29 protein-coding genes and 1 pseudogene are annotated in these 25,540 nt (G+C 67.1%); 19 read left to right on the top strand and 11 right to left on the bottom strand.

The window, feature by feature from the left end:
- Positions 1–44: 44 nt before the first annotated feature.
- A complete protein-coding gene (locus tag P9A17_RS20985; RefSeq protein WP_278040661.1) occupies positions 45–770 on the bottom strand; it encodes an SHOCT domain-containing protein in 726 nt (241 codons plus the stop codon).
- Positions 771–882: 112 nt separating this feature from the next.
- Between P9A17_RS20985 and P9A17_RS20980 the strand changes: the two genes are divergently transcribed.
- Both P9A17_RS20980 and P9A17_RS20975 read left to right on the top strand, forming a co-directional pair.
- A complete protein-coding gene (locus P9A17_RS20980) occupies positions 883–2,328 on the top strand; it encodes an FAD-dependent oxidoreductase (RefSeq protein WP_278040660.1) in 1,446 nt (481 codons plus the stop codon).
- Positions 2,329–2,346: 18 nt separating this feature from the next.
- Complete coding sequence (locus P9A17_RS20975) at positions 2,347–3,186, top strand: alpha/beta fold hydrolase (protein ID WP_278040659.1); 840 nt, start codon at positions 2,347–2,349, stop codon at positions 3,184–3,186.
- A gap of 3 nt (positions 3,187–3,189) precedes the next feature.
- On the opposite strand, the gene P9A17_RS20970 is transcribed toward P9A17_RS20975, so the two are convergent.
- On the bottom strand, positions 3,190–5,712 hold the full coding sequence (locus P9A17_RS20970) for a DEAD/DEAH box helicase (RefSeq protein ID WP_278040658.1): 2,523 nt from the start codon (positions 5,710–5,712) through the stop codon (positions 3,190–3,192).
- A 53-nt stretch (positions 5,713–5,765) separates the two neighbouring features.
- Here P9A17_RS20970 and P9A17_RS20965 point away from each other — a divergent pair, with 53 nt between their 5' ends.
- Positions 5,766–6,611: a lysophospholipid acyltransferase family protein gene (locus P9A17_RS20965; protein WP_278040657.1), complete on the top strand. Its 846-nt coding sequence runs from the start codon at positions 5,766–5,768 to the stop codon at positions 6,609–6,611.
- Positions 6,612–6,619: 8 nt separating this feature from the next.
- The gene (locus tag P9A17_RS20960; protein ID WP_278040656.1) at positions 6,620–7,054 is read left to right on the top strand and encodes an SRPBCC family protein; all 435 of its coding nucleotides are present in this window, start codon (positions 6,620–6,622) and stop codon (positions 7,052–7,054) included.
- 19 nt (positions 7,055–7,073) lie between these two features.
- Here the strand turns inward: P9A17_RS20960 and P9A17_RS20955 are convergent, their stop codons facing one another.
- Positions 7,074–7,901 (bottom strand): acyl-CoA thioesterase domain-containing protein, encoded by an 828-nt coding sequence (locus tag P9A17_RS20955; protein ID WP_278040655.1) that lies wholly within the window; start codon positions 7,899–7,901, stop codon positions 7,074–7,076.
- 17 nt (positions 7,902–7,918) lie between these two features.
- Positions 7,919–9,100 (bottom strand): metallophosphoesterase, encoded by a 1,182-nt coding sequence (locus tag P9A17_RS20950; protein ID WP_278040654.1) that lies wholly within the window; start codon positions 9,098–9,100, stop codon positions 7,919–7,921.
- Positions 9,101–9,172: 72 nt separating this feature from the next.
- Here P9A17_RS20950 and P9A17_RS20945 point away from each other — a divergent pair, with 72 nt between their 5' ends.
- The 7 genes from P9A17_RS20945 (at position 9,173) to P9A17_RS20915 (ending at position 13,692) form a co-directional block, all read left to right on the top strand.
- Positions 9,173–10,012 (top strand): SDR family oxidoreductase, encoded by an 840-nt coding sequence (locus P9A17_RS20945; protein WP_278040653.1) that lies wholly within the window; start codon positions 9,173–9,175, stop codon positions 10,010–10,012.
- 14 nt (positions 10,013–10,026) lie between these two features.
- A complete protein-coding gene (locus P9A17_RS20940) occupies positions 10,027–10,863 on the top strand; it encodes an EamA family transporter (protein ID WP_278040652.1) in 837 nt (278 codons plus the stop codon).
- Between the two features lie 9 nt (positions 10,864–10,872).
- Positions 10,873–11,484: a TetR/AcrR family transcriptional regulator gene (locus P9A17_RS20935; protein WP_278040651.1), complete on the top strand. Its 612-nt coding sequence runs from the start codon at positions 10,873–10,875 to the stop codon at positions 11,482–11,484.
- Positions 11,484–12,779: a hydroxyacid-oxoacid transhydrogenase gene (locus P9A17_RS20930; protein WP_278040650.1), complete on the top strand. Its 1,296-nt coding sequence runs from the start codon at positions 11,484–11,486 to the stop codon at positions 12,777–12,779. Before P9A17_RS20935 ends, P9A17_RS20930 begins: the two co-directional genes overlap by 1 nt.
- On the top strand, positions 12,776–13,204 hold the full coding sequence (locus tag P9A17_RS20925) for a thioesterase family protein (protein ID WP_347403851.1): 429 nt from the start codon (positions 12,776–12,778) through the stop codon (positions 13,202–13,204). The genes P9A17_RS20930 and P9A17_RS20925 overlap by 4 nt, the downstream gene beginning before the upstream one ends.
- A complete protein-coding gene (locus P9A17_RS20920) occupies positions 13,201–13,473 on the top strand; it encodes a helix-turn-helix domain-containing protein (protein ID WP_278040649.1) in 273 nt (90 codons plus the stop codon). The genes P9A17_RS20925 and P9A17_RS20920 overlap by 4 nt, the downstream gene beginning before the upstream one ends.
- Before the next feature lie 96 nt (positions 13,474–13,569).
- Entirely contained in the window at positions 13,570–13,692 is a 123-nt protein-coding gene (locus P9A17_RS20915) for a hypothetical protein (RefSeq protein ID WP_278040648.1), read from the top strand.
- A gap of 1 nt (position 13,693) precedes the next feature.
- On the opposite strand, the gene P9A17_RS20910 is transcribed toward P9A17_RS20915, so the two are convergent.
- Positions 13,694–14,440: a glucose 1-dehydrogenase gene (locus P9A17_RS20910; protein WP_278040647.1), complete on the bottom strand. Its 747-nt coding sequence runs from the start codon at positions 14,438–14,440 to the stop codon at positions 13,694–13,696.
- 94 nt (positions 14,441–14,534) lie between these two features.
- Between P9A17_RS20910 and P9A17_RS20905 the strand changes: the two genes are divergently transcribed.
- A complete protein-coding gene (locus tag P9A17_RS20905; protein ID WP_278040646.1) occupies positions 14,535–14,900 on the top strand; it encodes a nuclear transport factor 2 family protein in 366 nt (121 codons plus the stop codon).
- A gap of 13 nt (positions 14,901–14,913) precedes the next feature.
- Here the strand turns inward: P9A17_RS20905 and P9A17_RS20900 are convergent, their stop codons facing one another.
- Positions 14,914–16,026: an MBL fold metallo-hydrolase gene (locus P9A17_RS20900; RefSeq protein WP_278040645.1), complete on the bottom strand. Its 1,113-nt coding sequence runs from the start codon at positions 16,024–16,026 to the stop codon at positions 14,914–14,916.
- A gap of 63 nt (positions 16,027–16,089) precedes the next feature.
- Here P9A17_RS20900 and P9A17_RS20895 point away from each other — a divergent pair, with 63 nt between their 5' ends.
- The 3 genes and pseudogenes from P9A17_RS20895 (at position 16,090) to P9A17_RS20885 (ending at position 19,758) form a co-directional block, all read left to right on the top strand.
- Positions 16,090–17,391 (top strand): aspartate aminotransferase family protein, encoded by a 1,302-nt coding sequence (locus P9A17_RS20895; protein ID WP_278040644.1) that lies wholly within the window; start codon positions 16,090–16,092, stop codon positions 17,389–17,391.
- Positions 17,392–17,396: 5 nt separating this feature from the next.
- Positions 17,397–18,382, top strand: a pseudogene (locus P9A17_RS20890) (phospholipase D-like domain-containing protein).
- A 224-nt stretch (positions 18,383–18,606) separates the two neighbouring features.
- On the top strand, positions 18,607–19,758 hold the full coding sequence (locus P9A17_RS20885; RefSeq protein ID WP_278040643.1) for a 1,4-beta-xylanase: 1,152 nt from the start codon (positions 18,607–18,609) through the stop codon (positions 19,756–19,758).
- Here the strand turns inward: P9A17_RS20885 and P9A17_RS20880 are convergent.
- The 3 genes from P9A17_RS20880 to P9A17_RS20870 are packed head-to-tail and all read right to left on the bottom strand — an operon-like array spanning position 19,755 to position 22,024.
- Entirely contained in the window at positions 19,755–20,996 is a 1,242-nt protein-coding gene (locus P9A17_RS20880) for an MFS transporter (RefSeq protein ID WP_278040642.1), read from the bottom strand. The two genes, P9A17_RS20885 and P9A17_RS20880, sit on opposite strands and share 4 nt — an antisense overlap.
- Complete coding sequence (locus P9A17_RS20875) at positions 20,993–21,436, bottom strand: MarR family winged helix-turn-helix transcriptional regulator (RefSeq protein WP_278040641.1); 444 nt, start codon at positions 21,434–21,436, stop codon at positions 20,993–20,995. Before P9A17_RS20875 ends, P9A17_RS20880 begins: the two co-directional genes overlap by 4 nt.
- Positions 21,437–21,466: 30 nt before the next feature.
- Positions 21,467–22,024: a type 1 glutamine amidotransferase domain-containing protein gene (locus P9A17_RS20870; protein ID WP_278040640.1), complete on the bottom strand. Its 558-nt coding sequence runs from the start codon at positions 22,022–22,024 to the stop codon at positions 21,467–21,469.
- A gap of 82 nt (positions 22,025–22,106) precedes the next feature.
- Here P9A17_RS20870 and P9A17_RS20865 point away from each other — a divergent pair, with 82 nt between their 5' ends.
- Positions 22,107–22,385, top strand: a complete 279-nt coding sequence (locus P9A17_RS20865) for a hypothetical protein (RefSeq protein ID WP_278040639.1) — start codon at positions 22,107–22,109, stop codon at positions 22,383–22,385.
- Between the two features lie 81 nt (positions 22,386–22,466).
- Complete coding sequence (locus P9A17_RS20860) at positions 22,467–23,171, top strand: cutinase family protein (RefSeq protein WP_278040638.1); 705 nt, start codon at positions 22,467–22,469, stop codon at positions 23,169–23,171.
- Positions 23,172–23,174: 3 nt separating this feature from the next.
- Here the strand turns inward: P9A17_RS20860 and P9A17_RS20855 are convergent, their stop codons facing one another.
- A complete protein-coding gene (locus tag P9A17_RS20855; RefSeq protein WP_278041048.1) occupies positions 23,175–23,429 on the bottom strand; it encodes a hypothetical protein in 255 nt (84 codons plus the stop codon).
- Between the two features lie 84 nt (positions 23,430–23,513).
- Here P9A17_RS20855 and P9A17_RS20850 point away from each other — a divergent pair, with 84 nt between their 5' ends.
- Both P9A17_RS20850 and P9A17_RS20845 read left to right on the top strand, forming a co-directional pair.
- Positions 23,514–24,206: a HemK2/MTQ2 family protein methyltransferase gene (locus tag P9A17_RS20850; RefSeq protein ID WP_278040637.1), complete on the top strand. Its 693-nt coding sequence runs from the start codon at positions 23,514–23,516 to the stop codon at positions 24,204–24,206.
- Complete coding sequence (locus tag P9A17_RS20845; protein ID WP_278040636.1) at positions 24,203–24,424, top strand: CDGSH iron-sulfur domain-containing protein; 222 nt, start codon at positions 24,203–24,205, stop codon at positions 24,422–24,424. Before P9A17_RS20850 ends, P9A17_RS20845 begins: the two co-directional genes overlap by 4 nt.
- Here the strand turns inward: P9A17_RS20845 and P9A17_RS20840 are convergent.
- Positions 24,401–25,411, bottom strand: coding sequence for an iron-containing redox enzyme family protein (locus P9A17_RS20840; protein ID WP_278040635.1), 1,011 nt, complete (start codon positions 25,409–25,411; stop codon positions 24,401–24,403). The two genes, P9A17_RS20845 and P9A17_RS20840, sit on opposite strands and share 24 nt — an antisense overlap.
- Between the last annotated feature and the right edge of the window lie 129 nt (positions 25,412–25,540).

Below are 25,540 nucleotides of genomic sequence, written 5' to 3'. Positions count from 1 at the left end.
CGCTGAGCTGTGATTTTGCGGACAGAGACCCCGGTCACACCCGCCTAGATGCGGGCCAGAAGCTCGGCCTTCTTCGCCGCGAACTCCTCATCGGAGAGGATGCCTCGCTCGTGCAGACCCGCCAGCGACTCGATGGCCGCGATGACGGAGGAGGGATCGCTTGACGACGGGGGAGCGGGCGCCGGCGGGGCGGCCGCAGGAGATGCCGGCGAGGGCGCGGCCTGCTGGGCTCCGATCTCACGAAGACTCGACACGTCGAAGGTGCCGAGCTGGCTGGTGAAGGTGACGGTGCCCGCCCCGCCGACCCCCGCGCCGGCCTGTTGCTGTTGCACGCCACCGATCCGGTGCTCGCCGGTGTCGAAAACCCTTGTCGCGCCGCGCTGGTGGATTGCAAGCCGGTGAGTGGCCGGGAAGACCGCGTAGCGGGTGTCGTTCTGGCCGCCCGTCGAACTGGGGGTGCCGAGGTCGGCGGGCCACCAGTTGCGGGTCGGCGCGAACACCGTCGCGGTGCCCAGCAGCTGCGCCAGCTCGTTGCACAACGCGTCCACCCGCGCTTTGAGGGAGTGGTCGAACATGTCGCCGACCATCGTCATGCCGCCCCGCATCCACTGCCCTGAGCCGCCCAGCTCGGGGATGGAGAACTGGGCCATGGTGCCTCCGCCGTTCTGCACGGAGACCGCCATCGACAGCACGGCGTCGCGGGAAAGGCCATGGCGCCGGGCGATGTCGGCGATGGCGTGCTCGCCTTCGGGAGTTACCGCAGCAGTCATGCCCCCGTTGTACCCGGCCGCGCGGATCAGAACACCGTCGAAATCGATTGCGCGACCTTCGACTGCAATCTAGGCTCCCACCAGGGGATTGGCAGCACGGGTTGGGGGACTCATGGCTGTTGAAGAAGAAACGTGCGATGTCTGCATCGTCGGCGCGGGCCTTGCGGGAATGAACGCGTTGTTCGTCGTATCCAAATACCTGACGCCCGGGCAGCGGGTGATCCTTGTCGATCGGCGTGCGCGCGTCGGAGGAATGTGGGTCGACACGTATCCGTATGTGCGACTGCACCAGCCGCACGGCATGTTCACAGCGGGTGACATCGAGTGGACCCTGAACGCCAAGCCGTCACACCTGGCCTCCAAGGGCGAGGTCCTCCATCATTTCCAGCACTGTCTCGACGTCATCAAGCGGGACACACGGGTGGACGAGTTCTTCGGGTGGGGCCTGGAATCCGACGAGGAGGCCGACGGTGGTGTCCGCGTCACGTGCCGGTCCGCCGAGGGCCGCACGATGGTGATCGAGACCGGCAAGCTGATCAAGGCTTACGGGTTCCGGGTCGAGCCGAATGATCCGCTGACACTGGGTAGCCCGCATGTGCGCTCGGTGTCTCCCGACAGTTGCGACATGCGCAGTCCGCAGATCAGGGACAGCGGCAAACCGGTGTGGATCATCGGCGGCGGCAAGACGGCGATGGACACGGCCCACACGCTGATCACCGCCGATCCGGGCCGAGAGGTCAACTTGGTGACCGGTCCAGGGACGTTCTTCAACAACAGGGACCAGTTCTTCCCGACAGGCTTCCGGCGGTGGGTCGGTGGCACGACGGTCGGCAAACTGGGCAGCCAGATCGCGCAGCGCTACGACGGGACGAACGAAGAGGAAGTCTGGGACTGGCATCGGTCCACCTACGGCGTGTGGGCGACCGAGCCGACGGGCAGCTTCGTGCTGGGGGTCCTCTCCTCGGCCGAGAAGAACGCGATCTCTGCCGGGCTGAGTGCGGCAGTCAACGACTACCTGGTCGACGTCGTGGACGAGGGCGACAGCACCGAACTCGTTCTCCGGGGCGGCGGGCGCCATCCGGTCGAGCGCGGCAGTTGGATCGTCAACTGCACCGGCTACGTCACTCAACGTGAGGATCCGTACGAACCCTACGTATCGGCCGGCGGCAACGTGTTGTCGATCTCGCCGCGCTCAGCCACGTTGCATCTGACGTCATACATGGCTTATTTCGGCACGCATCTCTTACTCACCGACACCCTGCGCACCCTCCCGCTTTACGAGATCGATCTGTTTGCGCTCCAACGCAAGTCGAAGAAGGCGTTCCCCTACGCAACGTTCACGCTGGTGCAGCACAACATGAGCCTGCTTGCAGACAGCCTGCCCAACAAGGTGTTCCGTGAGTGCGGCCTCGACTTCAACCGGTGGTATCCGTTCCCGCGCCAGCTCGCGACCAATGTCAAGTTCCTGCGAACCCACCGAGCCGAACGGGAGCGCCACCGACGCACCCTCGACACCCTCCGCGAGCGCTTCGGTGTGCGTTGCGGACCGCTGGTCTGACAGATCGGGAGGACGACAGTGCGCGAATACCGCAGGGGTGCTTTCACATTCGATGTCCTCGACGAGGGATCGTCCGACGGCACACCGGTCGTACTTCTGCACGGCTTCCCGCAGTTCAACACCAGCTGGACCCCTGTCATGACGCACCTGACCGGCGCCGGGTACCGCTGCCTGGCGCCGAATCAGCGCGGCTACTCGGCCGGCGCCCGCCCGCGGCGCAGGCGCGACTACAGGGGTGACCAACTCGTGGCCGACATCGTGGCGCTGATCGACGCCGTCGGCGCCGATACCGTGCACCTGGTGGGCCACGACTGGGGAGCGGCGGCGGCCTGGGCCACAGCGTCCCTGGCACCCAACCGTATTCGGTCACTGACCGCGATCTCGGTTCCGCACCCCGCGGCGTTCTTTGCAGCGTTGACCACCAGCCGTCAATTCCTGGCGTCGTGGTACATGTACTTCTTCCAGCTTCCGCGCATTCCGGAGTGGTTCCTGACCCGCAAGGAGGGAGAGGGGGCGAAGTGGCTGCTGGAGAAGTACTTCGGGCAGTCACCGGAGGCGGCAGCGCGTGACGTCGCTGCGATCCGGGACACCGCTGCGCTGACCACGGCCCTGAACTGGTATCGCGCAGTCCCTTTCAACCCGCCGAACCTCACGCGGACACGGACAACGGTGCCGACGATGTTCGTCTGGAGCGACGGCGACGCAGCGCTGCTGGAGAAGGGCGCCCGCCTGACTGCTCAGCATGTGGCGGGGCCGTACCGGTTCGAAGTCCTCGAGGGCGCGTCACATTGGCTGCCCGACGAATGCCCGGACAAACTGGCAGGCCTGCTCCTCGACTGGTTCGCCGCGCACCCCTGATCCTCAGTCGAGGCGGCCGGCATCCACAAGCCGCAACACCGGTGTGCCCTCGTCGTCGGACGCTTCCAGATCGACCTCGACGTCGAAGCCCCAGTCGTGGTCGCCCGCGGGGTCGTCGAGAATCTGCCGGATCCGCCACACGCTGGGCTGCCTGTCGATGATGAGCAGCGCGGGCCCCCTTGCGTCGGCACCGGTTCCGACGTCGTCGTGCTCGTCGAAGTACTCGTCGCCGATCTCCCGCCAGCGGTCGGCACTCAGCCCCGACCGGCCGTCCAGCGCCGCCAGCTCGTCCCACCGTTCCCGGGCGAACAACTCGACCCGCCGGAACAGCGCGTTGCGCACCATCGCGGTGAAGGCTCGCTCGTTGCCGGTCAGCGGGCGAGGGCGGGCGGGCACCGCCACCGGAACGTCGTGCGGCTGGTCAGGGCTCGTCAGTTGCTCCCACTCGTCGAGCAAACTCGAATCGACTTGCCGCACAAGCTCTCCGAGCCATTCAACGATGTCGGTCAGCTCCTCGGTCCGCGCCGCGGCGGGCACGCCGGAGCGCAACGCCTTGAACGCGTCCGACAGGTACCGCAGCACGGCGCCCTCGGAGCGGGTCAGCCCGTAGACGCTGACGTACTCCTGGAACGTCATGGCCCGCTCCCACATCTCCCGCGCCACCGACTTGGGGGACAGCGTGGCGTCGGCGGCCCACGGGTTGCTCTGCAGATAGACGTCGAACGCGTGGCCCAGCAGTTCGACCAGCGGCTTGGGATAGGTGACCTCGTCGAGCAGTTCGATCCGCTCGTCGTACTCGATGCCGTCGGCTTTCATCTGCGCGACGGCCTCGCCCCTGGCCTTGTTCAGCTGGGCGGCCAGGATCTGCCGCGGATCCTCAAGCGTCGCCTCGATGACCGAAAGGATGTCCAGGGCATACGTTGCGGGGTCTTCAGTGGTTTTGTCGAGGAGGTCGACCGCGGCGAGCGCGAATGTCGACAGCGGCTGGTTCAGCGCGAAGTCGCGCGGCAGGTCGACGGTCAGCCGGTAGCGCCTACCGTCGGGCTCGGGCTCGGCAAGCCGTTCCACGACGCCGGCCTGCAACAGCGACCGGGCGATGCCGACCGCCTCGCGGATCAACCGGAGCTGACGCTTGCGGGGTTCGTGGTTGTCGGTGAGGAGCCGCCGCATCGCGGCGAACGGGTCTCCGGGGCGGTCCACGACGTCGAGGATCATCGCGGTGGTCACCTTCATGTTGCTGCTCAACGCCTCGGGCACAGCATCGACCAGGCGGGTCATCGTCGACTCGCTCCACGGGACCATGCCCTCGGGAACCTTGCGGCGCACCAGCTTCCGGCGCTTTTTCGGATCGTCGGCGACCTTGGCGAACTGCTTGATGTTCTCGACCTCGTGGTCGGGCGCCTGGACCACGACGGTGCCCGCGGTGTCGAACCCGGCCCGGCCCGCCCGGCCCGCGATCTGATGGAACTCGCGGGCGTTGAGGAGCCGGGTGCGGGTGCCGTCGTACTTCGACAGCGCCGAGAACACCACGGTGCGGATCGGCACGTTGATGCCCACGCCGAGGGTGTCGGTGCCGCAGATGATCTTCAGCAGACCGGCCTGCGCCAGCTGCTCAACCAGCCTCCGGTACTTGGGCAGCATTCCGGCGTGGTGCACGCCGATGCCGTGCCGCACCAGACGCGACAGCGTGGAACCGAACGCCGAGGAGAAGCGGAACGCGCCGATGTGATCGGCGATCGCCGCCTTCTCCTCTTTGGAGCTGACGTTCACGCTCATCAGTGCCTGCGCCCGCTCCAGCGCCGACGCCTGCGTGAAGTGCACGACGTAGATCGGTGACTGCTTGGTGTCGACGAGTTCCTGGATTGTCTCGTGCATCGGCGTCGTCGCGTACGAGAAGTAGAGCGGCACCGGCCGTTCGGCGTTGGCGACCAATGCCGTCGGCTTGCCCGTGCGCCGGGTCAGGTCCTCGCGCAGGAACGTGACGTCCCCGAGCGTCGCCGACATCAGCAGGAACTGCGCCTGCGGGAGTTCCAGCAGCGGCACCTGCCACGCCCACCCGCGGTCGGGGTCGCCATAGAAATGGAACTCGTCCATCACGCACAGGCCGATGTCGGCCTGCGCACCTTCCCGTAGCGCGATGTTGGCCAGGATCTCGGCGGTGCACGCGATGATCGGGGCGTCCGCGTTGACGGCGGCGTCCCCGGTGAGCATGCCGACGTTGGCCGCGCCGAACACGTCGCACAGCGCGAAGAATTTCTCGCTGACAAGCGCTTTGATCGGTGCGGTGTAGAAGCTGACCTCACCCGCCGCCAACCGGGCATAGATCGCGCCCGTCGCGACGAGCGACTTACCCGACCCGGTCGGCGTGGCCAGGATGACGTTCGAGCCGCTGACGAGTTCGATCAGCGCCTCCTCCTGCGCCGGGTAGAGCGTGGTGCCCTTGGTCTCTGCCCACGCGGCAAAGGTGGCGAACAACTCGTCGGCGTCGGCGCCCGCGGGCGGGTCGAGGAGAGCAGGAGCGGTCATCGACCAACAGCCTGCCAGGTTTGCCGAACGCGTCCGCAGTCAATAGCCCTTCCATGGCGGGGTTGGGCGATGCCCTCGACTGGGTCAAACATCAGGTGAGTTCGCGCGTGCCGAAGGCCGATCTCGATCAACGCGATGCCGACTACATCCGCGAGCAACTCCCAGGACTGTGGCTGCTCGCGTCGCTGTACTTCCGGGCCGACGTCCGAGGGCTGGACCGGATCCCCGCCAACGGGCCCGTGCTTCTGGTCGGCAACCACAGCGGCGGCAACCTTCCGCCGGACACCTTCGTCTTCACGCTGGCGTTCTGCTCGTATTTCGGGGTGGAGCGGCCGTTCTACCAACTGGCCCACAACCTGGTGGTGTCGATGCCGGGTCTGGGCTCGCTGCGCAAGTTCGGCACCGTCGCGGCCAACCACGACAACGCGGTGCTGGCGCTGAAATCGGGTGCTGCGCTGCTGGTCTATCCGGGTGGGGACTACGAGGTGTTCCGGCCTTCCTGGGAGCGCCACGACGTCGACTTCGACGGTCGCAAGGGCTACGTGAAGCTGGCGCGCGAGGCCGGTGTCCCGATCGTGCCGATCGCCAGCGTCGGAGGCCAGGAGGCCGCGCTGTTCCTCGACCGCGGGCAATGGCTGGCCAGGCTGCTGCGAGTCGACAAGATTGCGCGGCTCAAGAGCGTGCCTATCCTGCTGGCGCCGCCGTGGGGGCTGGCGGTCAGCGACATGGTGCCGCGCCTGCCCCTGCCCACCAAGATCGTGATCGAGGTGCAGGATCCGATCGACGCCGGCGAGATCGCGAGTGCCGACGACGACACCGTCAACGACATGGTGCTGACCAGACTGCAGACGGCCGTTGATCGGCTTGCCACGGAGCGTCGCTTCCCGGTGATCGGGTAGGAGGACAGATGCGGCTTGCGCGCAGCGTCATCGTCGACGTCGATCCGCACATCGTGTGGAAGCACGTCAGCGACCCCGGCTGTTATCCGGAGTTCATGGCCAGCCTCGAACGCTGGGAGGTCGTCACAGACGGGCCGGTCGGGGTGGGTTCCCGTTACACCGTGCACTGGAAGGTCGGGTCGGTTCCGATCGGTGGGGTCATCGAGGTCTCGGAGTTCGACGACGCCCGCGACCTTGCCTGGATCGGCATCACCGGTGTGACGCTGCGCGGCCGGTTCCGGCTACGGGAGACCGACGACGGCCGCACCAAGGTGACGTTCCGGTTGTCGTACGAGGCGCCGGGCGGGGTGCTGGGTCTGCTCGCCGACTGGGTCGCCGCGCGGCAGGTCGGGCGCATCATGGATCAGACCGTCAAACAGCTGAAAGACCTTGCTGAAGGCTGATATTCGCGGTGACCGCCCCTTAAGGACGAGGGGGTGGGAAGTACATCTCCTGGCGCACCGTGCACACGAGCTCCCCTGTGCGATTGAACATGGTGCCGCTGGCGAGTGCGAGCGTGTCGGCGCTACTCGGTGAGGATTGTTCGTAGAGAAGCCAGTCGGACAGATCGGCCGGCGCGTGGAACCAGACCGAGTGGTCACGCTGCGCCGAGTTGGCGATGCCGCCTCGGGCTGCGTACGCGGGTTCGGTCAGCGTGACGGCCGACAGGTAGGCGACCAGAGACGCCGTCAACACCGGGTCGGCGGGCACGTCGCCGGCGGGCCGCCACCAGATCCGCGACCGGGCCGGCGGTTCGTTGTCGGTGTCGACGATGCGGCGTTCGAACCAGCGCAGGCTCGCCCACATGCCCTTGGTGGATTCGACCGTATCCGCGAAGTGCGGGGCGACCCAGGGCAGCGATTCCGGTTGCGTCACGTCCGGGCACGGTGGTTGGTAGGTGACGCCCTGGTCACCCTGGGCCGCCGTCTTGAAAGACGAGAGAGCCTCCAACAGGATCTCGTCGCCCTGCCGTGCCGTCACCCGACGCGCAGAGAACGTCCGTCCCTCTTGGAGTTTCGCGACGTCGAAGATCACCGGCTCGCGAGAGTCGCCGGGCCGCAAGAAGTACGTGTGCACGCTGTGCGGCGTGCGGCCGGGTGCGGTGAGGCTGGCGGCCAGCAGCGCCTGGGCGGAGATGTGACCGCCCAGGATGTGGTTGGCCGGCGCGGGCAGCTGCGCACCCGAAAACGACGTCTCGCCGACAGGCTCGAGCTGCATGGTGGCGAGCACATCGCCCAGCGAAGAGGACACGCGGTCATCTTGGCCGATCACGCGCTCCGCAGCGTCAGCAGGGTGATCTCACTGGGCGCGAACACCCGGAACGGCGGACCCCAGAAGCCGGTGCCGCGGCTGGTGTACAGCTGGGTCCGCTCGCTGTGTCTGCTGAGTCCCTGCACCACAGGCTGGTCGAGCCGGACCAGGAAGTTGAACGGCCAGATCTGTCCGCCGTGCGTGTGCCCCGAGATCTGCAGGTCAACACCGGCACGCACCGCCTTCGGGATCTGCTTGGGCTGATGTGCCAGCAGCAACACCGGCAGCGCCGGGTCGGTGCCGGCGAGTGCGGCGTCGAGGTCCTCACCGTGGCCGCGAACACCGGAACCCTTGGCGGTAGCGTCGTCCACGCCGGCGATGACGAGCCGGTCACCACCGCGTTCTACGACAGTGTGGCGGTTGTGCAGGACGTCCCAGCCGATGCGCTCCATGTAGTCCAGCCAGCCTTCGGCTTCGCTGAAGTACTCGTGGTTGCCGGTCACGTACACACGGACTTCCCGGGCACGCACCAAGGCCAGTGGCGCCGCCTGTTCCTCGCGCACGTCGACCGTGCCGTCGGCGATGTCGCCGACGTGGCAGACGATGTCGGCATCCAGCTTGTTGACCTCATCGATCACTCCGGCGGACCAGCGCGCCCGGTTGATCGGCCCGTAATGCGTGTCGGTGATCATCGCGATCCGCAGCCCGTCGAGCCCGCGGCCGAGGCGGTCGATCGTCACGTCGACATTCCTCACCCGGGGCACCCGCATCGCCTCGAAGTGCCCCCACGCCAGCAAGACGACGGCGACGGTCGCGACCGCAGCTGCGACGATCCGCGAACGCGCCGGATCGTCCACCCCGGAAGCCAGAAGCACCAGCCCGAGTAACTGGCCGGCCACGGACCAGACGAACAGCACCCACGCCGCCCCGAGCAGTACGTCCCCGGCGACGGCAGCCCCGTCACGACGTCGGCCGTGGCCCGCCAGCATGGTGGTCGGCAGCGCGACGAGCCCGGCAGCGAAGAGCGCCGAACCGATCACCGTGACCACCACCGGCCAGGACGGCGCCGCCACGAGGGTCCACCACGGCACACCGAACAACAGCGCGATGATGGTCAGCACGATCACCAGGCGTCGCCAGGGCCGCCTGCGCCGGGGAGCTGCGGCCTCTTCAACGACCTCGGCCGGATTTTCTGTCATTCATCGAAAGTACCGACGGGCGGTACCGCCCCGGCCCGGCCGCAGTGTTGAATGACCGAGGGAGGTTTACAGATGACTGCAGTTTCGTTAATCACCGGCGGCGCAGGCGGCATGGGGTTCGCCACGGCCAAGGTCGTCGGGCAGGACCACGCCGTCGTCCTGTTCGACAACCGGCAGGACCGCCTCGACGCCGCGGCCGCCGCACTCGACGAACTCGGGATCGCGGCCACCGCCGTCCACGGCGACGTCACCGACCGGCAGGCGGTCAAGCAGCTTTTCGAGACCGCCGCGGGCGTCGGGACGCTCGCCTCGGTCATCCATACCGCCGGGGTCAGCCCCAGCATGGGTGACGCCGAGTACGTCATGCGGACGAACGCGCTGGGCACCGTGAACGTCGACGAGGAGTTCTTCGCCGTCGCCGGTGAAGGCGCCGCGATCGTCAACGTGGCGTCGATGGCGGCGCACATGCTGCCGGCCGAGCTGATCCCGACGGCCAAATTCCCCCTCGCGCTCGACGACAGCGACCAATTCATGACCGACCTGCTCGCGGCGTGCGACATCGCAGGCGAGGACGGCCGCTCCGGCATCGCCTACGCGCTGAGCAAGAGCTTCGTCCGGTGGTACAGCGTGGCGCAGGCCGAACGGTTCAACGGGCGCGGACTGCGGATCCTGTCGGTGTCGCCGGGTTCGTTCGACACCGAGATGGGCCGGCTGGAGGCAGAGGCGGGCGCCGGCGCAATGGTGGCCGATTTCGCGGTGCCGCGTTGGGGCAATCCCGACGAGATGGCGGCGCTGATGGCGTTCTGCGCCAGTGACAAGGCCGGCTATCTCACAGGCACCGACATCCTCAACGACGGCGGAGTCATCGCCTCGATGACCGAGCGCGCTCGGGTGGCCGCCGCGCAGGGCTGAGCAGAATAGGCACGGTGCCGCTGTTCTTCATCGCCGGAGCGATCTCGCAGTACCTCGGCGCGGCCATCGGCGTCTTCCTGTTCGAAACGACGGAACCGGCCACCGTCGCATGGCTGCGAGCCGTCGGAGCCGCGGTGGTGCTGCTCGCGTGGCGCAGACCGTGGCGCACCCGGTGGACGGTCCGCAGCATCGCTGCCGCGGCCGCATTCGGGGTCGTCACGCTGGCGATGAACGTGGCGTTCTACGAGGCGATCGCACGCATCCCGTTGGGTACCGCGGTGGCGATCGAGTTCGCCGGACCCGTCGTCGTCGCGACCGTCGGTTCGCGACGCGCCCGCGACTACCTCGGAGTTCTCCTGGTGGCCGCGGGGGTACTGCTGCTCGCGGGCGTCAGCGCCGACGTCGATTGGGTCGGAGTGGCTTTCGCGTTGACCGCAGCGGCGATGTGGGCCGGATACATTCTGCTGGGCAAGCGCGTCGCCGACGCCGGAGCCGGTATCGACGCCCTCGCGGTGGGCATGGCGCTCGCGACGGTGATCTTGGCGCCGCCTCTCGTTGGTCTCCAATTTGCCACGGATGCAGGGGTTTTCGCGGATTGGCGCACGTGGCTGCTCGGCGTGGGGGTCGGCGTGCTGTCCAGCGCGATCCCGTACGCCCTGGACCAGCGGGTGCTCACCCGGATCGGCAGGGAACGGTTCGCGCTTCTGCTGGCGCTGTTGCCGGCCACCGCGGCCGTCGTCGGCGCCGTGGTCCTGGCGCAGCGGCCTACGGTCGGCGAGATCGCGGGCATCGCCCTGGTGATGCTTGCGCTGGTGATCACGGCGCGACCTGCACCGACACGCGGCCGATAGGATGACCCCGTGCGCAGCCACGGGTGGGGTGGCAACACCCCCGACTCCGACGAGGAAGCGATCGACCGCATCTTGAATGCGGCCGACAAGATCATCGCCGACCGCGGTTCGGCGATGCGCATCGCCGACGTCGCGCGCGAACTGGCCGTGACACGCCAGACCGTGTACCGCTACTTCCCCAGCACCGAGGCGCTACTGCTCGCGTGCGCGATGCGCTCTGCCGACGGTTTCCTCGACCAACTCGCCGCACACCTGCAGGGTTACCGCGAACCGGCGACGGCCATGGTCGAAGGTGTGGCCTTCACCATCGAGTCGTTGGCCGCCGACGACACCATCGAGTTCCTGTTCCGGCAGCGTGAACGCGGCCGGGACGCGCCGTCGATCACCTCGGACACGGCACGCGCGTTCGGCCGCTCCCTGCTGCACCGCCTCAACGTCGACTGGGAGGCCTACGGTTACGACGAAGCAGCGCTGGACCAGCTCTCCGAGTTCGGGCTCCGCTGCATCCACTCGCTGCTGCTGGACCCGGGGAGCCCGCCGCGCAGGGGCGGCGACCTGCGTGACTTCCTCGCCGGCTGGCTCGGACCCGCGGCGGCGTCGACCCGCCGCCGCCTCGCCTGATGACGTGCTGTCACCCCGGCGATGCCGAGAGCGCCTTCACCGTCGACGCGTCGCGCATCACGTTCGGACGCGGCTGCCTCGCCGAAGTCGGCGATCGGGCGAAGGCGCTCGGAATCTCCAGGGCCGCATTGTTTTCCGACGTTGTCGTCGCCGCACTGCCCGTGTTCGACACGGTGCGGCGCGCGCTGATGGACGCCGGGATCGACGTCGTCGCCTACACCGACGTCCGAGTCGAACCGACGGATGAATCCTTCAAACAGGCAGCGGCTTTCGCGACCGAGACGCAACCGGACGGCTACATCTCGATCGGCGGCGGCTCGGTCATCGACACCGCGAAGGCCGCCAATCTCTACGCCAGCCAACCCGCCGACTTCTTGGAGTACGTCAATGCCCCGGTGGGCGCGGGCACAGCGGTGCCCGGCCCGCTGAAGCCGCACATCGCCTGCCCGACGACGTCGGGAACGGGCAGCGAGGTCACGGGGATTGCGATCTTCGACCTGTTGTCGATGTCGGCGAAGACCGGCATCGCGTCGCCTGCGCTGCGCCCGACCGAGGCGCTGGTCGACCCCGACTGCACCGACACCTTGCCGGCCGGCGTGGTGGCGTGCAGTGGACTCGACGTGCTCTCGCATGCGCTGGAGTCCTACACCGCGCGACCGTATCTGCGTCGCGCCGCCCCAGCTCGGCCGTCGCTGCGGCCGATGAGCCAGGGCGCGAACCCGTGGAGCGATCTGGGATGTGGTGAGGCGCTGCGGCTACTCGGCAAGTTTCTGGTCCGCGCTGTCGGGGATGCGTCCGACCGGGAAGCCCGCGAGCAGGTGATGTGGGCAGCGACGCTGGCGGGAATCGCGTTCGGCAACGCCGGGGTCCACCTTCCGCACGCGATGGCATATGCGGTGGCCGGTCTGGTGCGCGATTTCCGCCCCGAGGGCTATCCGGACGCCGAACCGATTGTGCCGCATGGAATGTCGGTGATCCTCAACGCGCCCGCCGTATTTCGGCTCACCGCGGCCACCGATCCCGACCGCCACCTGGAGGCGGCAGGACAACTCGGCGCCGACACCCGCGGTGCCGCACCGGAGGATGCGGGAACCGTGCTCGCCGATCACCTGGTGAGGGTCATGCGCGCAGTCGGGATGCCGAACGGCCTCGGTGGTGTCGGATACACCGGCGCCGACAGTGGTGCCTTGGCCGACGGTGCGTGGCCGCAGCAGCGGCTGCTCGGCAACGCACCGATCGATGTGGACAAGGCCTTGCTGGACAACATCTTCACGCAGTCCATGAGGTACTGGTGACGGCGGATTACAAGTACTTCCTGCCGATCACCACGAGGTGGATGGACAACGACGTGTACGGCCACGTCAACAATGTCACGTACTACAGCTACTTCGACACCGTGGCCAATCACTTCCTGATCCGCGAAGGCGGACTCGACATCCACACCTCGCCGGTCATCGCCCTGGTCGTGGAGTCGAAGTGCTCGTATCGGGCGCCGGTCGCCTACCCCGACGACCTGCGGGCGGGCCTTCGGGTGGACAAGCTCACCAATCGCTCGGTGACCTACGGTGTGGCGATCTTCGCCGGCACCGCAGAAGAACCCGTCGCCCAGGGATATTTCGTGCACGTGTTCGTCGACCGCGAAACGCGCGCCGCCGTTCCGATCCCGGACCCGGTACGGCGCGCGCTGCGGACTCTGGCCGAGCCCGAAGGCGCCGCGTGAGCGCACGCAGGCTCAATCCTGTGCAGCGCCGCGCCTGGCTCAGCTACATGCGGGTCTATCACCGCCTCGAATACGAGATGAACAGCCATCTCCAACGCGACTGCGACATGTCCCTGGCCGACTTCACCGTGATGAATGCCTTGACGCTGGCCCCGGATTCGCGAGCCCATCTCAACGTCCTGGCCACCACCATCGGCTGGGAACGCAGCCGCCTGTCCCATCATGTGCAGCGGATGAGCCGCCGGGGTCTCGTCTCCCGGGAGTCCTAGCCGTCCGACGCGCGCGCCACCGACGTCGCGCTGACGGCGGCGGGCCGGCAGGCGTTCGAGTCGGCAGCACCTACACACGCCGAATGGGTCAGGTCGTTGTTCTTCGCCGACCTCGACAGAGAACGTCAGACTCAACTCGCCGACATCCTCGACACCGTGTACGAGTCGATCCTGCGTGCCGGCACGCTCCCGCGGCCGGACCTCGACGAGGATCGCTGACTCAGACCTGTTCCACGCCACCGTCGACGAACAGCTCGGTCCCCGTCACGTAAGAGCTCAGGTCGGACGCGAGATACACGACAGCAGAGGCGATTTCGTCCGGATGGCCGAGGCGTCCCAACGGAACCCCCGACTGTAGCTGGTCCAGGAGCTCCTGCTGGCCGCCCTCGGGGGCCAGTTCCTTGAGACCGGGGGTCTCGATGGCGCCGGGAGCGACGGTGTTGACCCGGATGCCGCGGTCGGCCAACTCGGCCGCCCAGGTCCTGCCGAGGGACCGGATGGCGGCCTTGGAGGCCGCGTACGCGCCGAACGACGGAGTTCCCTGGTGCGCGGCGACCGAGCCCGCCAGCACGACCGATGCGCCGCGGTTCAGGACGGGCAGCACCTTCTGCACGGTGTAGACGGTTCCGAAGACGTTGGTGCCGAACGTCGCCGCGAGGTGATCGGCGGTGATGTCGGGTAGTGCGGCGAACTCTCCGCCGCCGGCGTTGGCGAACAGGGTGTCGAGGCCGGCGCCGTGGTCCCGGATGGCGTCGACGACGGCGTCGAGGTCCTCGGGCTGGGATACGTCGCCGCGCACACCGGTGGCCCGATCGCCGATGGAGGCGACGGCGGCATCGAGGGAGCTCTGGTTGCGGCCGGTGATGAAGACGTGGGCACCTTCGGAGGCCAGGCGTTGTGCCGTGGCCAGGCCGATACCGGATGTTCCGCCGGTGACGAGAGCCGTCTTGTCGTTGAGTAGACCCATGATCGTTGCTCCTGGAGACTGTCGTTGGTGGTCGTGATTTCCTATCCGCCACAACTTGCGTGATATGTCACCTATTCCAGGGAGCGTGGAAATTGTGCCTGACCAGATTGAAACCCTGATGCTCGCCAACCTGCTCGACGTGTTCAACGAGCGGGATGCGGCGAAGCGGAACGCGGCGGTCGCACGGACCTATGCCGCCGAGGTCAACTGGATCGACGCGGAGGGTGTCGCCACGGGTACCGACGCGCTGGAAGCCAAATGCATGCAGCTGCAGGCGAACTTGGGAGAAGTTCAGTTCCGTGCCGCAGGCCCGGTCCATGCGCTGCCAGGGTTCGGCTACCTCGCCTGGGAACTGGTCGATCCGGGTTCGGGGGCGACGGTGATGACCGGATTCGACACCGCACTCATCGCCGATGGCACGATCACCGATCTGTGGACGGTGCTGATCCCCCCGGCGTAGCCGCTCCACCGGGTCAGAGCGGGAAGACCTGACCGTCCCGCGCGATCGTCGTCCGCCCGGTGAAGTTCTTCCCGATGGCCTCGAACCACTGGGAGTCGGGCAGGTCCGGCGGATCGTAATGACTGACGATGAGGTGGCCGGGTGCCACGGCGGCGGCGACCTCGCCGACCTGGACGGCAGAGGTGTGCGAGTTCGGGAGATAGTTGGGTGGAAACCGGTTGCCGTAGAACGCGGTGTCGAGGCTGAACATCGCCTCGTGCACCAGGACATCGGTGCCCCTGGCGAGGGTGACGATATTGTCGGACTTCACGGTGTCGCCCGAAAAGGTCACTGACACACCGGATTTTTTCAGGTCGAAGCGGAACGCGAACGAGGGGTACACGTCGTAGTGGGGTACCAGGATCGCCGCGACGTCGACGTTGTCGTCCGAGACGACGTGGAACGGCTCCATTTTCGGTGACCGGTTCCGGAAGTCCGACCCAGGCGGGACAGCGATCTCGTTGACCCGGATCAGGTCCTCGACGTTGTTGGTGCCGTTGTCACGGATGAAGATGTTGCTGGTGTAGGCAAACGCCTGGATCAGGGCGTCGGTGGTGGCGGCCAGACCGGGCGCGGGGTTGCCCGGATCGACGACCGCTGGATTCGGGTTGCCGACCTCGCTGGGCGGCAGACCCCCGGCCGGGCCCGGCCCGAACACCTCAACCGCCGTCGCACCGGGGCGCATCGAGGCTCCGCCGGAGAGGAAGAAGCTGTAGTAGTCGACGATGTGGTCGGCGTGCAGGTGCGTGATGAACATCTTCTTCACGTCGCCGAAGCGCAGACCGGCGTTGGCGAACGCGTTCAGGGATCCGAGTCCGCAGTCGATCACGTAGACGTCGGACCCGATCTTGAGCGCCGAGGAGATCCCCACGCGGTGCGGGACCGGCGGGGGACCGGCTTGGACCCCGAGGGTGATCAGAGCCGTGTCGGGCAGCGCCTCAGGTGGGGTCTGCGTCGGCTGCGCCGAGCTCGTCCCCGTCGCCGCGCCCAGCAGTCCGGCGCCGAGAATCACGGACCCGGTCAGGGCCGCCCTCCGGGAGATCGCGCTCAGATCATGACCGTCCCCGCACCCGCAGCCGCCCCGCATGTAGCGAACAATAACGCTGCGTGGGCGCGCAGCTCTGGAGAATCACACCGTAAGGTGGCGCTGGTGAACACCCGGCAGTTCTGGCAGGACGCCGATCGGCATCTGGTGCGCTACGGCGCGGCGTTCGTTCCACGAATCATCGAGCGGGCCAACGGAAGCTACGTCTACGACAGCGACGGCACCGCGATCCTGGACTTCACGTCCGGTCAGATGAGCGCGGTCCTCGGCCACGGGCATCCCGACATCGTGGCGACCGTGTCGGCGGCGGTGGCTTCGCTGGACCACCTCTACAGCGGGATGCTCAGCAGGCCCGTCGTCGATCTCGCCACGGCGCTGGCCGCGACGCTCCCCGCGTCGCTGAGCCGAACGCTGCTGCTGACCACCGGGGCCGAATCCAACGAGGCCGCCATCAAGATGGCCAAGCTCTACACCGGCAGGTACGAGATCGTCTCTTTCGACCGGTCGTGGCACGGGATGACCACCGGCGCGGCGTCGGTGACCTTCAGCGCCGGCCGGCGCGGATACGGTCCGGCGATGCCAGGCAGCCTGACGTTGCCCACCCCGAACGCCTACCGCTCACCGTTCCGGCACGCCGACGGAACCCACGACTGGGAGTCCGAGCTCGCGTACGGCTTCGCGATGATCGACGCCCAATCCTCGGGCAGCCTCGCCGCATGTCTGGTCGAGCCGATCCTGTCGTCGGGCGGGATCATCGAACTGCCCGAGGGTTATCTGCGCCGGCTCAAGGAGCTGTGCGCCGAACGCGGGATGCTGCTCATCGTCGACGAGGCGCAGACCGGCATCGGCCGCACAGGCATGATGTACGCCTTCGAGCGCGACGGCGTCGCCCCCGACCTGCTGACGCTGTCCAAGACCCTCGGCGCGGGACTTCCGGTCGCGGCCGTCGTCACCAGCGACGAGATCGAGGCGGCCTGCCACGACAGAGGGTTCCTCTTCTTCACGACCCACGTGTCGGATCCGTTGGCCGCCGCGGTCGCGTGCACCGTGCTCGACGTCGTCGCGAGGGACGGGTTGGTCGCGCGAGCCGCGACGCTCGGTGCTCAGCTACGCGAGCGCCTCGGTGACATGCAACACCGCTACGACCAGGTCGGCGATGTCCGGGGCCGTGGCCTGCTCCAGGGGCTCGAGCTCGACTCCGACAAGTCGACCAAGGCGGCGGCCGATGCTCTGGGCGGCGAGGTGACCGCCGCCTGCCTGGACAGGGGTCTGCACATGAACATCGTGCAGTTGCCGGGCATGGGCGGGATCTTCCGGATCGCGCCGCCGCTCACGGTGTCCGAGACCGAGCTGCACGCCGGGCTCGACATTCTCGACGAGTCGCTGAAGTCGGTGCTGGGCCGCTGAGCACGATGAAGGACCGACGCCTTCTGGTCCCCGGCGACACCTGCTGGCGGGTCGAGCGGACCGACAACTTCGCCGTCATCGTCAACGGTGCGGCACAACCCTGGCCGACCCTAATCAGCTGCGAGCCTTCCTGTGGTACCTGCTGCGGCTGCGGCCCGACCTCGAGATCCCGTTGCGTTGCTGAACTGGCTCAGCAGCGACCGGTTGTGGTTGGCCATGGACGGAGTCCACCCGACCGGCGCGGTCCATCATCAGAAGCCGCCCGGTTTGGAACCCGTCCTGCGGCAGATCGACGTGGGCATTGCGCAAGGTGCGCGAGGTCGAGGCGCTGAACCTCGCGGCGATCGCCGCTGCGAGGCACACCATCTATCTGGAGAACCAGTATCTGGCGTCGCGGAAGCTGGCCACGGCGCTCGCCGAACGGCTGCAGGAACCCGACGGGCCGGAGATCGTGATCGTGCTGCCGCGGCGCTCCGAGAGCCGGCTGGAGCGCGAGTCGATGGATACTGCCCGCCGCAACCTGTTCCAAATGCTTTGGGACACAGACGATCACGGGCGTCTGGGAGTGTTCTGGCCGGTGGCGGCCAGCGGCACCCCGGTCTACGTGCACTCGAAGGTCATGGTGATCGACGATCGGCTCCTGCGCATCGGTTCGTCGAACCTCAACAACCGGTCGATGGGTTTCGACAGCGAGTGTGACATGACGATCGAAGATGAGCCCGGTGTCACCATTGCCGTCCGCGACGAATTGGTCAGCGAGCATCTCGGTGTCACGCCGGACGACTTCGCCGAGGCCTCGGAGGCACACGGCACCTTTCTGGCGGCGGTGAATGCGTTGCGCGGCGAGGGGCGCAGCCTGGTGGCATTCACCGCAGCGGATGTCGAGGTCGAGGCAGGTCCGCTGGCAGAGAACGAGCTGATGGATCCCGACCACGTGCCGACCTCGATCAGCCGGACAGTTCAGCGATTCCTCGGGAAACTCACCGAGTGATTTCGTCGGCGGGCTTGACACGACTCGCCGCTGTACATTTAGCGAAATCCGCTCTGGGCGTTGGATTATGGGCTAGTTTGGTCGTGCGCAGCGACTGTAACGGGGGGCCTTGCAGCGTCGATACACGGGCGACCGTGAACTTGTCTGGGTCTCTTTGCGGAGCTCTGTTCCGCGCAGCGTCGTGGCTGATGGGATGACCGATCTTTAGACCGAAGGATTGAACTTTGTCACCCAACCCCCTCGTCGATCGCCGCACGGTGCTCAAGCTGCCGGCGGTTCTCGCGGCAGGTGCAGCCCTGACCACCGTTCCGCGGGCGTCGGCCGAGCTGAGCCGGTGGTCGCCGGATCGTGCCCACCGCTGGCAGCGCGCACAGGGCTGGTTGGTCGGCGCGAATTTCATCCCGGCCAACGCCATCAACCAGCTCGAGATGTTTCAGCCGGGCACCTTCGATCCGAGACGTATCGATACCGAACTCCGGGTGGCAAAACACCTCGGGCTCAACACCGTTCGGGTTTTCCTCCACGATCTGCTGTGGGTCCAGGACAGGGCCGGATTCCAGCGGCGGCTGGCACGGTTCGTCGATATCGCGGCGCACCACGGCATCAAACCGCTGTTCGTCCTGTTCGACTCCTGCTGGGATCCGCACCCCCGGTTGGGCAAGCAGCGCGATCCGGTCCCCGGCGTGCACAACTCCGGCTGGGTGCAGAGTCCGGGCGCCGACCACCTCGGCGACCCCGGATATCGCCGCGTCATGAGGGACTACGTCTTCGGCGTCATCAGCCAGTTCCGCAATGACAGGCGGGTCCTGGGCTGGGATCTGTGGAACGAGCCCGACAACCCGGCCGACGCCTACAAGGCGGTCGAACGTCGTGACAAGATCGAACGCGTGGGTGAGCTGCTGCCCCAGGTGTTCCAATGGGCCAGGGCCGTCGATCCCATCCAGCCTCTGACCAGCGGGGTGTGGGACGGCGTGTGGGGAGATCCGGCGCGCCGCAACGACATCAACCGCATGCAGCTCGACCTCTCCGACGTGATCAGCTTCCACAGCTACGCCGACCCCAAGGGTTTCAACGATCGGTTGGGTGAGCTCTTCCAGTTCGGCAGGCCGATGATGTGCACCGAATACATGGCCCGGACCCTGGGCAGCACCGTCGAGACGATCCTGCCGATCATGAAGCACCACAACATCGGAGCCTTCACGTGGGGCTTCGTCGCGGGCAAGTCGCAGACCTATCTGCCCTGGGATTCGTGGCAGAAGCCGGTCACCGAACCGCAACTGTGGTTCCACGACCTGCTGAACACTGATCTGAGTCCGTACCGGCCCAGCGAGGTCAACACCATCCGGGACCTGACGGGCAGGTTTCGCCCGAGCTAGACGAGCTTCGATGGTCGGCACACCACGGTGACGACCAGACTCAGCACCGCGGCGACCCCGAACGCGGCGTAGACGCTGACAAGATCGGCGGTGCCACCCAGCACGCCGGCCGCGATCGGCCGGGAGCCGAGAAATCCGACCAACCAGAGCGCCATGATGCGGCCACGCAGTTCCGCGGGGGCACGTTCCTGTACGACGGTCGACAGCCCGGTCATTGCGCAGCCGAAACCCAGGCCCGCCAACGCGAAACCGGTGAACGCCACCCATTGCTGCGAGCCGACGGCCAGGACCACGCTGCCGACGGTCAAGGCCGCCATGCCGATCGACGACACGTACGCCGAGGCGATGCGTCCGCGCAGCAGGGCCAGCGCGCCCATGCCGACCGCTGCTCCCATACCGAAAACCGCGGACAGGGTCCCGACGAGGCCGGCGCCCCCGCCGAGTGCGTCGGCCACCGACGGCGCCAGCGTGATGGAGGGGTCCGACACGATGCCGACGGTGGTGACGGCCAGCAGTGCCAGCAGCAGGGGCCGGTTCTGCATGACGTATCTGACGGCGACCCGAACGCGGAAGTCGGTGCCGGGGGGACTCGGCGCCGGTGTCGGGAAACGGACGGCGACGAGGAACAGGGCGAACACGAAATGCAGGACCGCGCTGATGGCGAACGCCGTCGCCGCGCCGACGTGGACGGACAGATAGGCGCCGGTGGCCGGTCCGATGATGCGGCCGACGGTCATCGGAATGCTGTTGAGCGCCATGGCCGTCGCGAGCTCGCCGTCGCGGATGATGGTCGGCACGATCGACTGCATCGCGGGACCGCCGACGACGAAGCCGAATCCGACGAGCGTGGTGCCCAACAGGATGGGGATCGCGACGCTCATGCCGTCGAGACCGGGCTGCACGAACATCCACGCCGCGATCGAACCCGAGCCGATGACGCAGAAGACCCTGCCGAGAAGGATCTGTCGCGCCGGGTTGCCTGTGTCGGCCCATTTGCCGCTGGTCGGCGCGAGGATCAGCTGCGGTGCGAACTGGACGACACCCACCAGACCCACCATGAGCGCCGAGCGGGTCGCGTCGTACATGACGATCGCCGCGACGATGCCGTGCGTCCACACCGCAACGACGGCGAACATCTTGCCCCAGAACAGCGCACCGAAAACCCGGTCGAACATCAATCCGAACGCACTGCGGGCGGGCAGTTGGGCAGCCGTCGCCGTCCTGGCCTCGGTTGTCATCGGGTCGCCGCGCTCTCGAAACGTTCGGTGAGGCGGTCGAGCAGTGCGACGAGGGTGTCGACATCGGACTCAGGCCAGTCGGCGACGGTTCCCGCCACGAGATCGCGGCGCCGATCGGTGACGGCGGCAAGCTCCTTGCGCCCGACGTCGGTCAGCACGAGCGCGCACCGCCGCTGATCGTCATGCGCCGACGTCTTGGTGAGCAGCCCCGTGGCGACCACGGCGGCGACGATGCGGCTGGCTGTCGAATGCTCGACAGCCATGAACTCGGCGACGTCGCGAACCGAGGCGCCGCCGGAGTGCCGACAGTGCTCGACGGCCCGCAACACGCGGAATGTCGAGTTGTTCCATTGCGGCCGCTGCCGTGCGACGTGAATACGGGTCAGCAGGTCATCGAGCTGGTCGTAGCGGGTCGGCGGCACCAAATATGCATAGCACATACATGTATGCCGCCCGAAAATCGTTTCGGGTCAGGTGTGGGCGGGTGTATTGGCGAATTGATCGGTGATGGCCTGGCAGAAGGCATCGAGGTCCTCGGGTGAACGACTCGTGATCAGGTTGCCGTCGATGCACACCTGCTGGTCCACGACCGTGGCGCCGGCATTACGCAGATCGGTGCGCAGGCTCGGATACGACGTCAGAGTCCGGCCTTCGACGACATCGGCCTCGACCAGCGCCCACGGTCCGTGACAGATCGCCGCGACCGGCTTACCGGAATGCACGAAGTCGCGGACGAAGGCCACGGCGGCTTCGTCGAGACGCACCTTGTCCGCGTTGACCGTGCCGCCCGGCAACACCAGCGCGTCGTACTCGTCCACCCGGGCGTCGCCGACGACGCGGTCTACGGAAAAGGAACCTGCCGGCTCCAAATCATGGTTGCGCGCGTCGATTTCGCCATCCTTCACCGATAGCAGATCGACCTGGCCGCCGGCATCGTGGACCGCGGCGCGGGGCCGCTCGAGTTCGATCTTCTCGACGCCGTCGGCGGCGAGGAATGCGATCTTGCGGCCGTTGAGTTCGTTGGGCATGAAGGGGCTCCTCTCGCTTCTCTACAGCAGCGTTACCCGCTGAGTCGGCCCCGAATCAGACGAGTCCTCTACCGTCTAACCCATGACTGCTCAGTCCGAGAACGACCGCCTCGTCAACGTCGCACCCGGCGACCTCATCTCGCTGAATGTGCCCGACGCCGGTGACGAGCCGCGCCAATACAAGGTTGTGCACACCGATTCGCGCCGCGACGATGCGGGCACGACGATGATCGTCACGCTGGAGGGCGACGACGGCGAGACCTGCGACGTCGAGTTACCCGGCGACACTGTCGTGGTCCGCACGCTGGAGTCCAAGTGGGAGTCGCCGCAGAGCCCGACGCCGCACGATGGCGGCGTATGAGGTCAACGAGCCGGCTAACCGATGACCGAGCCGTCATATTTGCCGTCGTTTGACCAGCGAACTGCGGGGTACTGCAGGCCGATGGGAATCAGTCGAATCGTTGGTGCGGCCGGTGCCGCTGTTCTCGGAGCGTGCGCTGCAGTCGTCGGTGTCGGTGTGCCGACCGCCTGGGCGCAGGAGCCCTGTCCCGACGTGGAGGTGATCTTCGCGCGCGGCACCAGCGAGGCGCCCGGAGTGGGCGGAGTGGGACAGTCGTTCGTCGACGCGGTCCGAGCCCAGGCCGGCCCACGCTCGGTCGGGGTTTACGCCGTGAACTATCCCGCGGCGAACAACTTCGCCGATCGTGAGCTCTTCGCCGCGACGGTGATCGACGGCGTTCGCGACGCGGGCAATCGCGTGAAGACCATGTCCGACATCTGCCCCGACACGCGCCTGATTCTCGGGGGCTACTCCCAGGGCGCGGTCGTGTCGGGGTTCGCGACCTCGGACACCGTGCCAAGCTCGGTGCCTGCTGCGGTCGCACCAACCCCGCTGCCACCTGAGGTGGCCGAACACGTTGCGGCGGTCGTCCTCTTCGGCACACCCTCCGGAGCCTTCCTGTCGCGGTATGGTGCGCCGGCGATCACCATCGGCCCCCTGTACGCGGACAAGACGACCGAGCTGTGCGCCCCGGGCGACGGCATCTGTGACGGTGCCCCCGACGGCCAGCCTGGAGTGGCTCACGCCCTCTATCCGATCAACGGGATGACCAACGAGGGTGCAGCTTTTGCCGTCGGGCGCCTGTAGCTCCTAGGCTCCCGACGGGACGGGGTAGCGGTCGTTGACGTCGGCGTTGGTGTCTTTGCGTGCACAGTGTGCACAGCAGAAGATGCCCTCGTCGGTCTCGATGCCGTGCCCGAGGATCCGGCAGCCGCAATGTCCGCATTGCGGCGCCAATTGCATGGCTGCGCACTCCACGCTGTCGAAGGTCGCACTCCGGCCGTCGTGCCATGTGACGGTGAAAGCTTTGTCGTAGTGATTGCCACAGGTGTCGCAGATGCTCATGTGCGGCCGGATTCCCGTCCGCCCCATGGGCAAACGTTTGGAGGGCAAACGTTTGGAGGGCACGGTAGCGGGCATCAAGGAGGCGTGACGAGCGCATACACCGACTTTGACGCCCCCGAAATCCCCGTTGAGGTCTATCCTCCGCAGGAGGATTCGCAACTGCTGATCGACGCCCTCAAACAAGCCGATGTGGCCCCCGGGGCGAGAATTGCCGACCTCTGTACCGGTAGCGGCGTCGTGGCCATCGCGGCAGCCACCGCCGGGGCCAAAGAGGTCACGGCGTTCGACATCTGTCCCAAGGCGGTGCAGCGGACGCGCCAGGATGCGCTCGCGGTGGGCGCGGAGGTACAGGTGCATCGCGGGTCATGGGCTCGCGCAATCGAATTCGGACCCTTCGACGTCGTGCTCGCCAACCCGCCCTATGTGCCGGTGGGACCCGAGGACGACAGCGCTGCGATCTCGGCTGCGGCTGGTCCGTCGCGCGCGTGGAACGCCGGACCTGACGGCCGGTTGGTGCTCGATCCGATGTGTGCGGCCGCGCCGCTTCTGCTGGACGAGGGCGGCACGATGCTCGTCGTCCAGTCGGAATGCTCAAATGTTCAACGCACCCTGCGAGCGCTGAAGGCTCACGGAATGTCTGCGGAAGTGGTTGCGCAGCAGCTGATTCCATTCGGTCCCGTGATGTCGGCTCGCGCCTCCTGGCTGATGCGCGCCGGGCTGCTGTCGCGGGGAAGCCGCTTCGAGCGCATCGTCGTGATCCGGGCCGACGCTCCGTGACGAATCAACCGCCACGACTGGTCCGCGTGGTTCCAGGCGGGCCAGTCATGGTGGAAGGTCCTGTTCGGGTGGAACTCCCGGACGGAAGCACGGTGGAGTCCGATCGATTCATGGTCGCGATCTGCGCGTGCCGCCGATCCAAGATGTATCCGCTGTGCGACACGAGTCACCGCCGCAAAGAGCGGGCCGCCGACTCAGCCCAGGGGGCGTCGCAATGATGTTCGCCCGCCGTGCCAGCACGCCATGAGGTGATCGGCCAGCCGGTTCTCGACAAGGTCGAATGCCCGGATCCCGAACACCACATCGGCGTCGAGGTCGGGTTCCTGCGCCACCAGATCGCCGACCACATCGGTGCGTACCACCTGCTCGTGCACGGCATCGGCTTCCACATGCTCGGCGTAGAACGTGTGGCATTCCTGCGGTGCGCCAAGACGTTCCAGCGCCTGCACCATGCGGCGTGATCCGGGTGGAGAGGTGACCTCGGTGGCGGCGAAATGCCCGACAGCCGAACCGCGTAAACGCCGGTGCAGGCCGAACAACGACATCAGATTGACCACCGCGAGGGACTCCGCAGGGACATCGTTGAGATAGCCGAGATACGTGGTGTCCAGCCCCGCCGCCTCCATCAGATCGGCGAACAACTGCTGATGCAGCCGGGCACCCTTGCCGGCGCCGAACTCGTCGTATTCGACCGCGACGAACGACGCCTTCGCCTGTCCGGTGAGCCGCGGGATCGCCCACGCGTGCGGATCGCCCTCCTTGAGGTGATACAGCGAGCGGTGCGCGAAGTACTCACGCATCTGCTCCCAGCTGCCCTCATCGCGCAGATAGTAGGAGGGCCCGTTTCCGTTGACCGGTTCCACGCACAGTTTGTCGAGCTCTTCGAGCGCACTGACACCCGGCTCTACGGGGCCGACCGCGGCGCGAATGTCGTTGAGGAAAAGGTCTTCCAGTCGTCCGCGCAGATCGATGAGCCCCGCGTTCCACTCCCAGCCCGAATCCACGCCGGCGAAGCCGCGGTAATGCAGCTCGTAGCAGACGTAGAGCGCCAGCTGCAGGTCGATGCCCGCAGGATCGGCGTCGGCCAGCGACGTCTCCACCCGCGCCAGATAGCGAAGGGGGGCGCGCTCGGCGAGCATCTCGATGACCGACATGGAGATGGGACCGCGGGGGTCCGGCAGGGTTGGTTGAACCAGCATGGGCATCACAGCGCCCTACGTACCCGCCGCCGAGCGCTCCAAACCGGGGTGCGCAGCGTAAACGAAAGTTGGTCCGGTGTACCCATTCCGGCCCGCGACCTACACACAATTGACGCCTTTTTCACAACGCGTGTC

Source organism: Mycobacterium sp. 236(2023) (genome assembly GCF_029623955.1).
In the GTDB taxonomy this organism is placed as follows: domain Bacteria; phylum Actinomycetota; class Actinomycetes; order Mycobacteriales; family Mycobacteriaceae; genus Mycobacterium.
Note: the sequence above shows the minus strand (reverse complement) of the source record. Positions and strands in the feature narration are given on the sequence as shown.

Excerpts from the sequence above, each read along its gene's own strand:
- P9A17_RS20865 (WP_278040639.1), top strand. The coding sequence starts at position 22,107 with ATGACTGCTCAGTCCGAGAACGACCGCCTCGTCAACGTCGCACCCGGC.
- P9A17_RS20855 (WP_278041048.1), bottom strand. The coding sequence starts at position 23,429 with ATGAGCATCTGCGACACCTGTGGCAATCACTACGACAAAGCTTTCACC.
- P9A17_RS20980 (WP_278040660.1), top strand. The coding sequence starts at position 883 with ATGGCTGTTGAAGAAGAAACGTGCGATGTCTGCATCGTCGGCGCGGGC.
- P9A17_RS20945 (WP_278040653.1), top strand. The coding sequence starts at position 9,173 with ATGACTGCAGTTTCGTTAATCACCGGCGGCGCAGGCGGCATGGGGTTC.
- P9A17_RS20930 (WP_278040650.1), top strand. The coding sequence starts at position 11,484 with ATGACGTGCTGTCACCCCGGCGATGCCGAGAGCGCCTTCACCGTCGAC.
- P9A17_RS20860 (WP_278040638.1), top strand. The coding sequence starts at position 22,467 with ATGGGAATCAGTCGAATCGTTGGTGCGGCCGGTGCCGCTGTTCTCGGA.
- P9A17_RS20950 (WP_278040654.1), bottom strand. The coding sequence starts at position 9,100 with ATGACAGAAAATCCGGCCGAGGTCGTTGAAGAGGCCGCAGCTCCCCGG.
- P9A17_RS20910 (WP_278040647.1), bottom strand. The coding sequence starts at position 14,440 with ATGGGTCTACTCAACGACAAGACGGCTCTCGTCACCGGCGGAACATCC.
- P9A17_RS20985 (WP_278040661.1), bottom strand. The coding sequence starts at position 770 with ATGACTGCTGCGGTAACTCCCGAAGGCGAGCACGCCATCGCCGACATC.
- P9A17_RS20880 (WP_278040642.1), bottom strand. The coding sequence starts at position 20,996 with ATGACAACCGAGGCCAGGACGGCGACGGCTGCCCAACTGCCCGCCCGC.
- P9A17_RS20840 (WP_278040635.1), bottom strand. The coding sequence starts at position 25,411 with ATGCCCATGCTGGTTCAACCAACCCTGCCGGACCCCCGCGGTCCCATC.
- P9A17_RS20960 (WP_278040656.1), top strand. The coding sequence starts at position 6,620 with ATGCGGCTTGCGCGCAGCGTCATCGTCGACGTCGATCCGCACATCGTG.
- P9A17_RS20970 (WP_278040658.1), bottom strand. The coding sequence starts at position 5,712 with ATGACCGCTCCTGCTCTCCTCGACCCGCCCGCGGGCGCCGACGCCGAC.
- P9A17_RS20900 (WP_278040645.1), bottom strand. The coding sequence starts at position 16,026 with ATGCGGGGCGGCTGCGGGTGCGGGGACGGTCATGATCTGAGCGCGATC.
- P9A17_RS20875 (WP_278040641.1), bottom strand. The coding sequence starts at position 21,436 with ATGTGCTATGCATATTTGGTGCCGCCGACCCGCTACGACCAGCTCGAT.
- P9A17_RS20870 (WP_278040640.1), bottom strand. The coding sequence starts at position 22,024 with ATGCCCAACGAACTCAACGGCCGCAAGATCGCATTCCTCGCCGCCGAC.
- P9A17_RS20965 (WP_278040657.1), top strand. The coding sequence starts at position 5,766 with ATGGCGGGGTTGGGCGATGCCCTCGACTGGGTCAAACATCAGGTGAGT.